General features: G+C 71.7%; 15 protein-coding genes and 2 tRNA genes. 13 read left to right on the top strand and 4 right to left on the bottom strand.

What is annotated here, in order from left to right; translation table 11 throughout:
• Nucleotides 1-100 precede the first annotated feature (100 nt).
• The 8 genes from proB (at nt 101) to LUU90_RS08770 (ending at nt 6,597) form a co-directional block, all read left to right on the top strand.
• Nucleotides 101-1,300, top strand: coding sequence for a glutamate 5-kinase (gene proB / locus LUU90_RS08805; RefSeq protein ID WP_425596215.1), 1,200 nt, complete (start codon nt 101-103; stop codon nt 1,298-1,300).
• Between the two features lie 479 nt (nt 1,301-1,779).
• The gene (locus tag LUU90_RS08800; protein WP_275003002.1) at nt 1,780-3,126 is read left to right on the top strand and encodes a glutamate-5-semialdehyde dehydrogenase; all 1,347 of its coding nucleotides are present in this window, start codon (nt 1,780-1,782) and stop codon (nt 3,124-3,126) included.
• A 126-nt stretch (nt 3,127-3,252) separates the two neighbouring features.
• Nucleotides 3,253-3,405, top strand: a complete 153-nt coding sequence (locus LUU90_RS08795; protein WP_275003001.1) for a hypothetical protein — start codon at nt 3,253-3,255, stop codon at nt 3,403-3,405.
• A gap of 44 nt (nt 3,406-3,449) precedes the next feature.
• Nucleotides 3,450-4,064, top strand: coding sequence for a nicotinate-nucleotide adenylyltransferase (gene nadD / locus LUU90_RS08790; protein ID WP_275003000.1), 615 nt, complete (start codon nt 3,450-3,452; stop codon nt 4,062-4,064).
• On the top strand, nt 4,057-5,301 hold the full coding sequence (locus tag LUU90_RS08785; RefSeq protein WP_275002999.1) for a hypothetical protein: 1,245 nt from the start codon (nt 4,057-4,059) through the stop codon (nt 5,299-5,301). The genes nadD and LUU90_RS08785 overlap by 8 nt, the downstream gene beginning before the upstream one ends.
• Nucleotides 5,298-5,735 (top strand): ribosome silencing factor, encoded by a 438-nt coding sequence (gene rsfS, locus LUU90_RS08780; RefSeq protein ID WP_275002998.1) that lies wholly within the window; start codon nt 5,298-5,300, stop codon nt 5,733-5,735. The genes LUU90_RS08785 and rsfS overlap by 4 nt, the downstream gene beginning before the upstream one ends.
• Entirely contained in the window at nt 5,732-6,397 is a 666-nt protein-coding gene (locus tag LUU90_RS08775; protein WP_275002997.1) for a histidine phosphatase family protein, read from the top strand. The genes rsfS and LUU90_RS08775 overlap by 4 nt, the downstream gene beginning before the upstream one ends.
• Nucleotides 6,398-6,524: 127 nt before the next feature.
• Nucleotides 6,525-6,597: transfer RNA gene (locus LUU90_RS08770), tRNA-Ala, on the top strand.
• A 68-nt stretch (nt 6,598-6,665) separates the two neighbouring features.
• Here the strand turns inward: LUU90_RS08770 and LUU90_RS08765 are convergent.
• Both LUU90_RS08765 and LUU90_RS08760 read right to left on the bottom strand, forming a co-directional pair.
• Complete coding sequence (locus tag LUU90_RS08765) at nt 6,666-8,228, bottom strand: alpha/beta hydrolase (RefSeq protein ID WP_275002996.1); 1,563 nt, start codon at nt 8,226-8,228, stop codon at nt 6,666-6,668.
• A gap of 98 nt (nt 8,229-8,326) precedes the next feature.
• Complete coding sequence (locus tag LUU90_RS08760; protein WP_342469815.1) at nt 8,327-8,707, bottom strand: helix-turn-helix domain-containing protein; 381 nt, start codon at nt 8,705-8,707, stop codon at nt 8,327-8,329.
• Between the two features lie 112 nt (nt 8,708-8,819).
• On the opposite strand from LUU90_RS08760, the gene LUU90_RS08755 reads away from it, so the two are divergent.
• From LUU90_RS08755 to LUU90_RS08745, 3 genes are all read left to right on the top strand, one after another.
• The gene (locus LUU90_RS08755; RefSeq protein WP_275002995.1) at nt 8,820-9,635 is read left to right on the top strand and encodes an NAD(P)H-dependent oxidoreductase; all 816 of its coding nucleotides are present in this window, start codon (nt 8,820-8,822) and stop codon (nt 9,633-9,635) included.
• A 47-nt stretch (nt 9,636-9,682) separates the two neighbouring features.
• Nucleotides 9,683-10,309 (top strand): superoxide dismutase, encoded by a 627-nt coding sequence (locus tag LUU90_RS08750; protein WP_274992871.1) that lies wholly within the window; start codon nt 9,683-9,685, stop codon nt 10,307-10,309.
• 113 nt (nt 10,310-10,422) lie between these two features.
• Nucleotides 10,423-10,495: transfer RNA gene (locus tag LUU90_RS08745), tRNA-Ala, on the top strand.
• A gap of 50 nt (nt 10,496-10,545) precedes the next feature.
• Here LUU90_RS08745 and cyoE read toward each other — a convergent pair.
• Complete coding sequence (cyoE, locus tag LUU90_RS08740; RefSeq protein WP_275002994.1) at nt 10,546-11,562, bottom strand: heme o synthase; 1,017 nt, start codon at nt 11,560-11,562, stop codon at nt 10,546-10,548.
• Nucleotides 11,563-11,683: 121 nt separating this feature from the next.
• Between cyoE and LUU90_RS08735 the strand changes: the two genes are divergently transcribed.
• Nucleotides 11,684-12,307 (top strand): GyrI-like domain-containing protein, encoded by a 624-nt coding sequence (locus LUU90_RS08735; RefSeq protein WP_275002993.1) that lies wholly within the window; start codon nt 11,684-11,686, stop codon nt 12,305-12,307.
• A 30-nt stretch (nt 12,308-12,337) separates the two neighbouring features.
• Here the strand turns inward: LUU90_RS08735 and LUU90_RS08730 are convergent, their stop codons facing one another.
• Nucleotides 12,338-13,036, bottom strand: a complete 699-nt coding sequence (locus LUU90_RS08730) for an Atu4866 domain-containing protein (protein WP_275002992.1) — start codon at nt 13,034-13,036, stop codon at nt 12,338-12,340.
• 148 nt (nt 13,037-13,184) lie between these two features.
• Between LUU90_RS08730 and LUU90_RS08725 the strand changes: the two genes are divergently transcribed.
• Nucleotides 13,185-13,841: a DUF6518 family protein gene (locus tag LUU90_RS08725; RefSeq protein WP_275002991.1), complete on the top strand. Its 657-nt coding sequence runs from the start codon at nt 13,185-13,187 to the stop codon at nt 13,839-13,841.
• Nucleotides 13,842-13,846: the final 5 nt, after the last annotated feature.

The raw sequence follows: 13,846 nt of genomic DNA, 5'->3' as shown, positions 1-13,846 counted from the left end.
GGGCAGGTCATCCCGGTGACCTGCCCTTCTGGCACGTGCTGGTTGCCCGGCCCGTGAAATGACCGCGCGCCCGGGGCCGCCGTGCGGGGAAGATGAGGACGTGAACTCCCTCGACTCTTCGGACGGTCCCCAGGACGCGCAGCGCGTCGAGAGCGCACAGGACGCCCAGGGCGTGCCGAGCGCTCGGTCCGTGATCGCCGGTGCCCGGCGCGTGGTGGTGAAGATCGGCTCGTCGTCCTTGACGGGTCCGGACGGTCACCTCGACGTCGGAGCGCTGCGTGGCGTCGTCGAGGTCCTCGCGGCGCGGCATGCCGCGGGCACCCAGATCGTGCTGGTCACCTCGGGCGCCATCTCGGCGGGCATCGGCCCGCTCGGGCTCGGGACGCGGCCACGCGACCTCGCCACCATGCAGGCGGCGGCGTCGGTGGGTCAGGGGCAGCTCGCCGGCCGGTACCAGGAGGAGTTCGCGGCGTTCGGGATCCAGATCGGACAGATCCTGCTCACGGCCGAGGACACCGTCCGCCGCGCCCGCTACCGCAACGCGCAGCGGGCGCTGGAGCGGCTCCTCGCGCTGGGCGTCGTCCCGGTCATCAACGAGAACGACGCCGTCACCACCGACGAGCTGAAGTTCGGTGACAACGACCGCCTCGCGGCGCTCGTCTCGCACCTCGTGCTGGCCGACGCCCTGCTGCTCCTGACCGACGTCGACGGCCTGCACGACGCCCCGCCGTCGCGCCCCGGCGCCCGGCGCATCCCGCTGGTCGACGACCTCGCCGAGATCGCCGGTGTGGAGGTGACCGCACGCGGCAGCGCCGTCGGCACCGGTGGCATGGTCACCAAGCTGGAGTCGGTGCGGATCGCCACCGGCGCGGGTGTCCCCACGGTCCTGACGCTCGCGGGCAACGCGGCCGCCGCGCTCGCTGGCGACGACGTCGGTACGTTCTTCGCCGCAGCGGGACGCCGCACCTCGGCACGCCGGCTGTGGATCGCCCACGCCGCCCGCACGGAGGGCCGTCTCCACCTGGACGACGGCGCCGCGCGCGCCGTTCTCGGCGGCCGCGCCTCGTTGCTTCCCGCCGGCATCACGAAGGCCGAGGGCCAGTTCGACGCCGGTGATCCGGTGGAGCTCGTCGCTCCCGACGGCACGGTGGTCGCGCGGGGCCTCGTCGCGTTCGACGCGAGCGACCTTCCCGCGCTCCTGGGACGCTCCACGTACGCGCTCCGCGAGGAGCTGGGGGAGGGGTACGACCGCGTGGTCGTGCACCGGGACGACCTGGTGCTCGACCGACCGACGAGCTGATCTGTTCGAGGGGCCGATCTGTTCGAGGGGCGATCTGTTCGAGGGGGCGATCCGGTCGGCGGCCTGATCCGTGGTCGGGCCGGTCTGGTTGACAGGCTGATCTGGCGGGCTGATCTGGCGGGTGGGCCTGCTCCGGCTGACGCGCTCGATCCGGCTGACGCGCTCGATCCGGCTGACGCGCTCGATCCGGCTGGTGGGGCTGATCTGGTCGACGGCCTGATCGGGCTGGCTCGAGTTCGGTCCGTTGCACAGGTCTGTCGTCGACTTCGGTCGCTTGCACTGAGATCGGTCAATCAAACGACCGATCTCAGTGCAAGGGACCGATCTCGCCGAGTTCGGTCCCTTGCACTGTGTGCGGCTGCACTGTGTGCGGCTGCGCTGTGTGCCGCCGGACGTCTCGCCGCACCGCTCGTCGGGCCGATCGTCCGCACCGCGGATTCGTCCTCGGTTTTGCCCCGCGTCCGACGTACTCTCGACGCATGACGACAGTGAGTCAGGACGAGGCGACCCGTACCGGAGGCGAGACCCCCGGAGCAGCCACACCGCCGCCGTCGGGCACCGCGGACGTCACCGCCGCGGTGCGCGACGTCGCGCACCGGGCCAAGGTCGCGTCGCGCACCCTCGCCACGGCGAACCGCATGACGAAGGACGCCGCGCTCGGCGCCATCGCGGATGCCCTCGTCAGCGCCGCGGAGCGGATCGTGACCGCGAACGCCGAGGACCTGGAGCGGGGGCGCGCGAACGGGATGTCCGACGGGCTCCTGGACCGGCTCGCGCTCACCCCGGAGCGCATCGGGCAGATCGCCGACGCGCTGCGCGACGTCGCCGTGCTGCCCGACCCGGTCGGCGAGGTGGTGCGTGGGCAGACCCTGCCCAACGGCCTGCGCCTGCGCCAGGTCCGGGTGCCGATGGGTGTGGTCGGCATGATCTACGAGGCCCGCCCGAACGTCACCGTCGACGCCGCCGGCCTCGCCCTGAAGTCCGGCAACGCGGTGATCCTGCGCGGGGGGAGCGCCGCGGCGGCGTCGAACGCGGTGATCGTCGCGGTGGTCCGGGACGCCCTCGCGGCACAGGGCCTCCCCGCGGACCTTGTTCAGACGATCGACCCGTACGGCAGGGCCGGCGGGGTGGCGCTGATGCGGGCCCGCGGCCTGGTGGACGTGCTGATCCCACGGGGCGGCGCCGACCTCATCCAGACCGTCGTGCGGGAGTCGCTGGTGCCCGTGATCGAGACGGGTGTCGGCAATGTGCACGTCTACGTGGACGCGACGGCCGACGTCGCCATGGCCGTGGCGATCGTGATGAACGCGAAGACCCAGCGGGTCGGTGTGTGCAACGCGGCGGAGACGCTGCTCGTGCACGAGGACGCCGCCGCGGCCTTCCTCCCGGCGGCGCTCGCCGCGCTGTCCGACGCCGGCGTGGTGCTGCACGGTGACCCCGCCGCCATGTCCTTCGCCCCGGACGGAGCCGACATGGTTCCCGCCACGGACGAGGACTGGGCGACGGAGTACCTGGCCCTGGAGCTGGGGGTGCGCGTGGTGGAGTCGCTGGACGCGGCCATCGAGCACATCCGTACCTGGTCGTCCGGCCACACCGAGGCCATCGTGACGCGCGACATCGCCGCGGCGGACCGGTTCGTCGCGGAGGTCGACTCCGCGGCCGTGATGGTGAACGCGTCGACCCGGTTCACCGACGGGGGCGAGCTCGGCCTGGGTGCGGAGATCGGCATCTCCACGCAAAAGCTGCATGCGCGTGGTCCCATGGGACTGGCGGAGCTCACCACCACCAAATGGGTGGTCACGGGTGACGGTCATATCAAGCCTTGACGGTTCACCGGCATCCCGGAGACCTCCGCAGGATCTCCTTGCGACCCCGTGCCGCGATGCACTCGGCGCAATTCGTCCGTGAGAGACTAAAGGCCACCTGAGCACGTCCGACTGGGAGGAACCCCCGTGCTGCACAACGCCGTCCTTGCCGCTGAGGCTGCCTCGGAGCACGCCAGCGAGCCGGTCGCACCGATCGTCCTCGGCCTGATCGCCTTCGGCTCGCTCGTGGCCGCACTGGTTGTCACGTTCGCGTTCCGCAACGTCGGTAACCGGCACTGATCCGCCAGACGGGAGCCTGACGACCAGATGAGTGCACCCACGGTATGAGTGCCCCCACTGGGACCAGGCCGCGCATCGGGGTGATGGGCGGCACGTTCGATCCCATCCACCACGGCCACCTCGTGGCCGCCAGCGAGGCGGTCGCCCACCTGGGGCTGGACGAAGTCGTCTTCGTCCCCACGGGCCGACCAGGATTCAAGCAGGAGCAACGGGTCACCCCGGCGGAGCACCGTTATCTCATGACGGTGATCGCGACGGCGTCGAACCCACGCTTCACGGTGAGTCGCGTCGACATCGACCGAGCGGGCCTCACCTACACGGTGGACACCCTCCGCGACCTGCGCGAGCAGCGACCGGAGGCGGACCTCTTCTTCATCTCGGGTGCGGACGCCATCCAGCAGATTCTTCGGTGGAAGGATGCCGAGAAGCTGTGGGACATGGCACACTTCGTCGCTGTCACACGGCCAGGGCACATGCTCTCCGTGGACGGGCTTCCTCGGGACGGTGTGACGACGCTCGAGGTTCCTGCGCTAGCTATCTCCTCGACCGACTGTCGTCGTCGGGCCGAGGAGGGGTTGCCGGTCTGGTATCTGGTGCCTGACGGCGTGGTCCAGTACATCGCCAAGCACGGACTGTATCGAGGTCTTCACGATGAGTGACAACAAGGGTCGTCCCATGACGCGCCGCGAGATCCGCGAGCGTGAGGCTGCCGCCGCGGCTGCCGCTGCCGGTCCTTCCGGCAGCGGTGCCTACCCGCCCCAGGGCGGGCCGCAGCAGCCTCCGCACCGCGGTGCGCCCGCGCCAGAGGGCGGCTGGTCGCCGCAGAACCCGCCGGTCGCCCGGCCCCCGCAGGCGACGGGTGGCACGCGCGGTGTGGACGCGACCGGTCGCCTGACGCCCGTGCAGCAGCCTGGCGGCAACCCGCCGTCGTACGGCGCCGGAGCGCCCGGGCAGAGCCGCCCGGGCGCCGCGCCGTCCGGTCCGGCCGGCCACGGCGCACCGCCGTCGGGCCCCGGCCGTGGTGCTCCTGGTCGCGGCCAGCAGCCCTCCGGTCCCGGTGGCCCCGGCCAGCAGGGCCCCGGCGGCCCGGGCCCGCAGAGCGGCCCCGGCCCGCAGGCCGGACCGCCCAACCCGTTCGGATCCCGTCCGTCCGCCGCCCCCGTCCCGCCTGCTCCGCAGCAGGGCCGGTCCGGGAGGTTCGGTGGACAGAACGCTCCGCAGGGCCCGGGCCAGGGCCCCGGCCTGCCCGGTGGCCCCGGCCGGTCCGGCGACTCCGGGCAGACGGCGCAGTGGAGCGCTCCGCCGTCCGCCCCGACCCAGCCGCCGTCGAGCCCGCCGTCGCCGTTCGGGACCCGTCCCGGTGCGCCGAGCGGCCTCGCCCAGCAGCGTCCCGGTGGCCCGGGTCAGCCCGGCGGCGGCGCGCCCAGCGGCCCGATGGCCGGCGCGGCACCCGCTCCCGCGCTCCCGTGGGAGTCCCCCGCTCAGGCGGCCCCGCAGTCGCTGCCGCCGGGCGGCGCGCCTGCGGCTCCCGGTTCACCGTTCCCCGGCCGTCCCGGCGCGGGTGGCCCCAGCGGTCCGGGTTCCGGCCAACCAGGTGGCCCGGCGCAGCAGCAGCACCCCGGCGCTCCCGGTGGCCAGTTCGGTCCCGGCCCCGTCGCGCCGTCCCGGTCCTCCCGCCGCGAGGTGGAGGAGGAATGGGACGAGGAAGAGGACGAGGGCCCGCAGTACACCTGGCTGCACTACATCATCCTGGTGGTCGTGGCGTTCGTGCTGGGCCTTCTGATCTGGAAGCTTGTCCTCGAGGGTGACAGCTCCATCCCGCAGGACCAGGCGGCCGCCCTGCTCGGCACACTGCCGGGCACGTTGCCCGGCTTCATAGGAGGTGGTGCGGCATGACCGCTACAGAACGTGCTACAAGTCTCGCGATCCTCGCGGCGCGAGCCGCGAGCAGTGTCAAGGCGCAGGAGATCATCGCGCTCGACGTGAGCGAGCAGCTGGTGCTGACCGACGTGTTCCTCATCGCGTCCGGTGCCAGCGAGCGGCAGGTCTCGGCGATCGTCGACGCCGTCGAGGAGCAGCTCTTCAAGGAGGGCGTCAAGCCGATCCGCCGGGAGGGCAAGTCCGAGGCGCGGTGGGTGCTGATCGACTTCGGCGACGTCGTCGTGCACGTCCAGCACGCCGAGGACCGGACCTACTACGCGCTCGAGCGGCTGTGGAAGGACTGCCCGGCGATCCCGCTCCCCGAGGACGCGCAGGGTGGCGGCGACACCGGCGAGTACAGCGACCCCGACGACGGCGCGATCCACCTGGCCGGAGATCCGCGCCGGTGACGGCTGGGACGATCGTGCTGCTCCGGCACGCGCGCACGGCATACAACGCGGGACTGCGGCTGCAGGGCCAGATCGACATCCCCCTCGACGAGGTCGGGCGGTGGCAGGCGGAGCAGGGCGCCACGGCGCTGGCGGCGTCGCACAAGGCGTCCTTCGTGGTCGCCAGCGACCTCGAGCGGGCAAGGGACACGGCCGCCGCCTACGCGCGGCACGTCGGCCTGGAGGTCGTGACCGACGCCGGGCTGCGTGAGCGCTCGTTCGGCATCTGGGAGGGCATGACCGACGGCGAGATCGCCGAGCGCTGGCCGGACGAGCACGCGGTCTGGCGCAGCGGCGGCGAACCCCCGGTCGACGGCGTGGAGTCCAAGGACGCCGTCGCCCGCCGGATGGAAGAAGCCGTGCTGCGGCACGCCGAGGCGCTGGGTGCGGGGGAGACCCTCGTCGTGGTGTCTCACGGCTCAGCTATCACGCAGGCGATCACCCGGCTCCTCGGTCTCGACCCGGCGACGTGGCGCGGAGTGCACGGCCTGCACAACGTGCACTGGTCGCACCTGCGCGCGTCCCCACCGGGCGTGGTGCCGGCCTGGCGGCTCGTCGCGCACAACGTGGGAGCCGGATACCCGCTCGACACGTGGCAGTCCGGACCCGAGGCGCGGCAGTGACGGGCACCCGTCCGGTGCGGCGCCGGGCGGGGTGACGGAACGCACGCGGGTTTTGATTTGGTCCCTGGCGTCGGTCTGCATAGACTAACGACGCTCGCCCGGCCGGATGGCTGGGGGAGACCATTTCGGGGCTGTGGCGCAGCTGGTAGCGCACCTGCATGGCATGCAGGGGGTCGGGGGTTCGAGTCCCCCCAGCTCCACCGAAGGGAAGCCGCCCGATCACGTGATCGGGCGGCTTCTTCGTCTCTTCTCCGGGTCTCGCTTCCCCTCAGGACTTCCTGGTGGTCGACGCACCGCAGAAGACGTCGGTCTCCGGCAGGTCACCGCCGAGGAGGAAGCGCGTGGTGGTGTTCAGCGCGCAGGGGTTGTCGCCGTACACGTAGACGCCGTGCCCGCCGTCGTCGACGCTGACCAGCCGGGCCCGGTCACCGAACGCCGAGCGGGCCAGCTGCCCGCCGAGGTGGGGGGTCGCCGGGTCACGCAGGTTCTGCAGCACCAGGACGTTCTCGGGCCCTTCCGCGTCGAACTCCACCGGTGGGTCGACCGGGTCGTTGTGCCAGTAGGCGCACGGCGTGATGTTCGCGGCGGCCGCCCCGAACAGCGGGTAGCGCTGTCGGTCGGCGGCGACGTCGCGCCGGTAGGTCGCGACGCTCTCGGGCCAGTCGGTGTCGTTGCACGTGACGGCCAGGAACGCGGACCAGGTGTTGTCGTACGGGGAGGGAGTCGCGCCCTCCGTCTGCCGGGCGGAGCCTGCCGTCGGGCCCCCGCCCACCACGGGCTCCAGCTCCTCGGCGTGCCGGGCGGCCGACGCGGCGTCGCCGTCGGCCAGCGCCTGCCAGAGCTGCGCCGTCACCCCGAAGCTGCTGTCGGCGTAGAGCCCTGCGAACGTGTAGAACCGGAAGGTGGCACCGTCGATGCCGCCGACCGGGCGGCGATCGAGCCGGTCGGCCTGGGCGAGGAAGTTCTCCCGTACCTGGCCGGGAGTCCGGCCGGTCCCGTAGCTGTCGTGCCGCTCGGCCGCCCACCTCGCGAAGTCGGGGAAACGGTCCTCCATGCCGAGCGCGAACCGGCGCAGGCTGTCACGGTCGAGCGAGGTCGCACCGAGGTTGCTGTCCACCACTACCCGGTCGCCCCGCTCGGGGAACAGCGAGGCGTAGGCGGAGCCCAGGGCGCTGCCGTACGACGCGCCGAAGAAGCTGAGCCGCTCCTCGTCGAGCGCCTCCCGGATCAGGTCCATGTCGCGCGCCGTGTTGGCGGTCGTCATGTGCTGCATGCGGCCCTCGGGGTCGTTGGCCGCGCACTGGTCGGCGATCTTCCGTGCAGCCCTGGCCTGTTCGGTGACGGCCGCCGCGTCCTCGGCGTACGGCGGGACGTTGCCCGGGTAGTTCTGCTCGACGGTGAAGCCGCAGCTCACCGGCGAAGAGTGGCCGACCCCTCGAGGATCCATGCCGATCAGGTCGTACGCGTCCAGGACCGTCGACGGGAGCCCCAGCCCGGTCAGGTCGGCCGGCTGGGACAGCCCTGAACCACCCGGGCCACCCGGGTTGAGGAGCAGCACGCCCTGCCGCTCGGCCGGCTTGGTGCTGGCCAGCCGGGAGATCATGACCTCGATCCGTGTCCCGTCCGGCTGGTCGTGGTCCAGCGGTACCGGCACGGTCGCGCACTCCAGCTGCGCGCGGGCCGCTGCCGGCATGTCCTCCGGGCAGGTTCCCCAGTCAGGCCCGCTCGCCGGTCCCGCGGCGCCGGTGGCCGGTGCGGCCAGCAGCGTCCCGGCCAGCCCCGCCGCGACCGCCGCTGCCAGACCCGCCCTGATCATCCGTCGTCGATCCATCTCGCACCCTCGTCTCGTCGTTCGTCCTCGACCCGTGCGAGACCCACTCCAGACCGTGCCGTAGGGACACGGTCAACAGCACGCGGACGTGACGCCGGTCACTCCGCCGAGGGCTCAGCACCGGCGGGGTCAGCCGGCCGCGGGTACGCGGCGCCCCAGGTGTTCAACCACCCCACCACCTGGTCCAACGACCGGCCGAGGTCGGTGAGGGAGTACTCGACGCGGGGCGGCACCTCCGCGTAGACGGTGCGGACGACTATGCCGTCGGCCTCGAGGTCGCGGAGCACCCGCGTCAGGGTGCGGGCGGTGACCGTCCCGAGGCGCCGCTGCAGCTCGCCGAACCGGTGCGTGCGTTCGAGCAGGTACTTGACGGTGCTCAGCTTCCACGCTCCGCCGAGCACCGCCATCGACACCTCGACGGGACACACCTCGATGGCTCGCTGGACGGGAAGGCGCATCGGCTCGGGTGCGGTGGTCATGAACCCACAGTATCCAAACTGTCAGTATGCGTCATCGATGTGCGTACTTGTGCAGAACGTACCGACGTTCCTAGCGTGGAGGACGTACTGCTCGTCGTCGAAGGAGAAGCACATGTACGCGCTGGTCGTCACAGCACATCCCAGCCCTCGCTCGCTGACGGCGGAGTTGGCCCGGGTGGCGGGCGCCGCGCTGGACGGCTCCGGCTGGTCGGTCGAGGAGTCCGACCTCTACGCCATGGGCTGGGACCCGGCGGTGCGCCTGGAGGATTTCGGCGACGTCGTGGACGGCGGCGAGACGGTCACGCTTCGGTCGAGGCGTGCCTACGACGTCGGTGCGCTCGCGCCCGAGATCGTCACCGAGCAGGACAAGGTGCGCCGGGCCGACCTGCTGGTGCTGCTCTTCCCGATGTGGTGGCACGGCATGCCGGCCATCCTCAAGGGCTGGTTCGACCGGGTGTTCGTCAACGGGTTCGCGTTCGGTCTCCAGGACGACGCGGGCCTGCCCCGCAAGTACGGCGACGGTGGCCTCGTCGGCCGACGTATGCTCACCGTCGTCACCGCGGGGGACCGGGGCTCGTCGTTCGAGCCGCGCGGCCAGAACGGCGACCTCGAGCACCTGCTCTTCCCGCTCCTGCACGGGACCGCCTGGTACACGGGCATGGCACCCTTGCGCCCGCACCTGGTCTCCGGTGTCGACCGGCCGGGCTGGGACGGGTTCGACCAGGAGGCGGACCGGCTGCGCGAGCGGATCGCCGGCCTGCGGGCCGAACGCCCGATCCCGTACCGTGCGCTGTCCGACGGCGACTACGGGCGAGACCGCCGGCTGCGGCCCGACGTGCTGCCGGGGGAGTCCGGGCTCGGCGTCCACGAGTGTGTCGATGGTCACCGGCTTGCCGGCGCCGGCGTCGTTGACCTCAACCGAGGTTGAGGTTCTAGCGTCGGACGTATCGACATCATGCGATGAGAGGACGATCGATGCCCGTCTACACCCTGCCTGACCTGCCCTACGACTACGCGGCTCTCGAGCCGCACATCAGCGGGCGGATCATGGAGCTGCACCATGACAAGCACCACGCCGCGTACGTGGCGGGCGCCAACGCCGCGCTCGACGCGCTGGCCGCGGCGCGGGAGAGCGGCGACCTCGCCGCGGTGAACCTGCACGAGAAGAACCTCGCGTTCAACCTGGGCGGGCACACCAACCACACGGTGTTCTGGCACAACCTCTCACCCGAGGGTGGCGGCGAGCCGGACGGGGAGCTCGCGGCCGCGATCGCCGACCAGTTCGGCAGCTTCGCGGCGTTCAAGGCGCACTTCGCGGCGGTGGCCACCGGCATCCAGGGGTCCGGCTGGGCGGTGCTCGGCTGGGACAGCATCGGCGGACGCCTGCTGGTGTTCCAGCTGTTCGACCAGCAGGCCAACGTGCCGCTGGGCGTCACCCCGCTGCTGATGCTCGACATGTGGGAGCACGCGTTCTACCTGGACTACCTCAACGTCAAGGCCGAGTACGTCAAGGCGTTCTGGAACCTGGCGAACTGGTCCGATGTCGCGGGCAGGCTCGACCGGGCGCGTGCCGCCACCGGGAGCCTCATCACCGCGGCGTGACCACGAAGGGGTCGCCCGGATGGGCGGCGTCGGGCAGTGATCGCCCGCTTTGGTCCCAGCGGCCGAATCGGTCTAGACTGACGGCGCTCGCCCATCTGGGTGAACACCCTTTCGGGGCTGTGGCGCAGCTGGTAGCGCACCTGCATGGCATGCAGGGGGTCGGGAGTTCGAGTCTCCCCAGCTCCACCCAGGAAAAGACGAGAATGCCCCGCCTCGCGGCGGGGCATTCTCATGTGTCAGGGCAGCACGGGGCCGATCGAGACCATCAGGCAGAGCGCCAGGACGGCCACGAGCGAGAAGCGGAACATCCGCCGTGCCCAGCGGTCGTCGTCGTCGGCCCGGAGGCCGATGATGCCGAGCCAGGTCCAGTAGGCGCCGACGGCGCCCATCACCGCCGTGTAGACGATCCCGACATAGCCGAAGACCGGCAGCAGCAGGGTGGCCACCACGAAGGCGACGGTGTACGCCAGGATCTGGATCTTCGTGTTCCGCATGCTCCGGACGACCGAGATCACCGGGACGCCGGCCCGGGCGTACTCCTCGTGCCGGTAGACCGCTATCGAGTAGAACTCCGGCATCTGCCAGAGGAACACGGCGAGGAAGACGAGCACCGCGCCGGCGTCGACGACACCGGAGACCGCGACGTATCCCGCGAGGATCGGTGCGGCGCCGGAGACGCTGCCGACCAGCGTGCCGTGGATCGACAGACGCTTCGACAGCATCCCGTAGAGCACCACGTAGACGACGAACCCGCCCAGCCCGACCAGCACCACCAGCCAGTTCGTCCAGGCGACCAGCATCGCCATACCGGCGACGCCGAGCACGACCGAGAAGACGACGGCGGGTCGCGCCCCGACGCTGCCGGTGACCGTGGCTCGCTTCCTGGTGCGGTCCATGGCGCTGTCGATGTCGCGGTCGAGCACGTTGTTGAGCACGCACGCCGACGCGATCACCAGCGTCGTGCCGAGGATCAGCGCGGCGAATAGCCAGAGGTCCACCTGCCCCCGGCTCGCGAGCAGGAAGCCGGCAGCCGCCGTCAGCACGTTGCCGTAGAGCACTCCCGGCTTCGTGAGGGAGTAGTACCGGGTGAGCGTGTCCCGTACCGACGTGCCGTCGGCACGGGCCGCGAGGGCTCCGTCTGTCCCGTCGATGCCGGGCCGGGTGAGGGACCGCGTGGTCACGGTCGTGCGAGAAGGGTCCGGACCACTGCGCGGGAGCACCCGGGTCGTCCCCGTCGATGTTGTCGGGTCCACCGCCTCAGCGTACGTGAGCGGGACACCCGCCCAGGTCTCCCGGGTACCGCATGGTTCACTGGTGTCGCCGAGCTCCTGACGAGGGAAGGGAACGGCTCGCCGGCCGAGCCACGGGTGTGGGATGACTGACAAGGTCGACCTCAAGAAGAGCCTCGATGCCTACCGCGCGAGGGTGGGTCAGTTCCGCGTGCTCGACGTCCCCGAGCTGCAGTACCTGATGATCGACGGGCACGGGAACCCGAACACCTCACCGGTCTTCGCCGCGGCGGTCGAGACGCTCTATCCGGTGGCCTACGCGCTCAAGTTCGCCAGCAAGCGCGACCTCGGGCGCGACTTCGTCGTGATGCCGCTGGAGGGCCAGTGGTGGGCGGACGACATGGACTCCTTCACCGCGGCACGGGACAAGTCGCGGTGGGACTGGACCCTGATGATCATGCAGCCCGACTGGATCGACCGGGACATGGTCGCCGCCGCCGTCGAGCAGGCCGGGGCGAGGAAGCGCCCGTCCCGGCTCGCGGACCTCCGCCTGGAATCGCTGTCCGAAGGGCGCTGCGTCCAGACGCTGCACGTCGGCGCCTTCGACGACGAGGCCGACGTGCTCGCGCGGATGCACGACGAGTTCATCCCCGGCAACGGGCTCCGCATGGTCGGCAAGCACCACGAGATCTACCTCAGCGACACCCGCCGGGTCGCTCCCGAGAAGCAGCGCACGATCCTCCGGCAGCCCGTGGCGGCGGCCGGCTGATCCCCGGGTCCCGGCCGAGCGCGCGACATGCTAGCGCTCGGCCACAGCACCGGCGAGGAGTGTGGCGGCCTCGCCGCGTCGCATCACGAACCCCGCGTGGTGCAGCACGCCGTCCACGAACTCCCCGAAGGCCCAGAAGTTCTGGTCGTCGAGGTACGTGATGCGGTCCCCGTCGAGCCAGAACCGGCCGGTGTACGCGTTCCGCCGTCCGCTCCGGGTCTCGCTGTACCGGCCGCCGGCGGTCAGGTGCTGCTCCAGCGCCTTGCTCCGGTCGACCCAGGTGCCGAGGCGTGGGTCGCCGGGCGCGGTCCCGGTGGAGCCCGCCGGACGCGTCGGCGCACCGTCCTGCGCGACGAGTGCCCCGTCGACCAGCACCGCGACCAGGTCGCGCGGCGACACGACCAGCATCTGGGTGATGCGCGACTCCTCGACCCTGCCGCGCACCGCGGCGAGCGTCGCCGGGTTGCCCGCGGTGAGGTCGTAGGTGCTCCGAGCGGCAGGGGTCTGCGCCCGTAGCGCGCTCTCGACCTCCAGCGGGACGAGCGTCGCCCCGGCGGCGTCGATCACCAGAGCGTCCTCGGGGTGGGGCAGGCGCGGCGGGCCGACATGGGTGATGGTCCCGTCGGTCGTCCACAGCTCGCCGACCACGGTGCGTGACGGCGCCACGCGCACGGTCGCCTCGGTGAACACGATGGTCCTGGGTCGCCCGACGGCGGATGGGTTGCTCATGACCCCAACTCTCCGTGGAACGGCGTCGGCCCGGAAGGGCGCGGTTCTCCTGGGTGCGCCACGGCCACCCACAAGTCCACCCTGGGTCGTATCGCGGTCCGCCCTCGGGTTGATGTCCGGGGCACCGGTCGCTCATTAGGTTCGAGCCATGACCTCCGTCGCCCGGGACGTGCCCACCCGGACCTCCGTCGCCCAGGACGCGTCCACCCGTCCCACGGTCCTTGCTCAGGTGGCACGCTTCGGCGCTGTCGTCGCCCTGAGCTTCCTGCTGGGCGGCCTGACGTCGTACGCGCAGGGGTTCCTGCCCGACGCCTTCGCCTCCTTCGCCAACTCCGCCAGTGGCTGGACGGTGCTCACGGCGCTGCTCGTGTACTGGTCCCGCGCACGCACCGTACCCGCAGCGGTGCTGGGCGCGGTCAGCTTCGTGCTCCTGGTGCTCGGGTACATGGTGGCGTCCCAGGTGCGGGGCCTCGTGTACGACCCGATGCTCTTCTCCGTCGTAGGCGTGGTGGTCGGCCCCTTCGTCGGCGTGGCGGCCTCCTGGCTGCGTGCCTCGGGCGTCCGCGCGGCGCTCGGCACCGCGCTGCTCGCGGGCATCGGCATCGGCGAGGCCGCCTACGGGCTGACGATCATCGGGGACACCACGAGCCCTGTCTACTGGACCGTGACCGGCGTCGCCGGGGTGGCTCTCCTGGGCGGCATGGTCGTCCGCAGGATCCGGGGCGCGCTCCCGGTCGCCCTGGCGGCCGGCGGTGCGGTGGCGCTCGCGGCGGCGTTCTATGCCGCCTACTCCAGCCTCGGCTAGGTCGG

The organism is Promicromonospora iranensis, from assembly GCF_028994775.1.
GTDB classification, from domain to species: domain Bacteria; phylum Actinomycetota; class Actinomycetes; order Actinomycetales; family Cellulomonadaceae; genus Promicromonospora; species Promicromonospora iranensis_A.
This window is presented reverse-complemented; position numbering and strand designations above follow the sequence as displayed.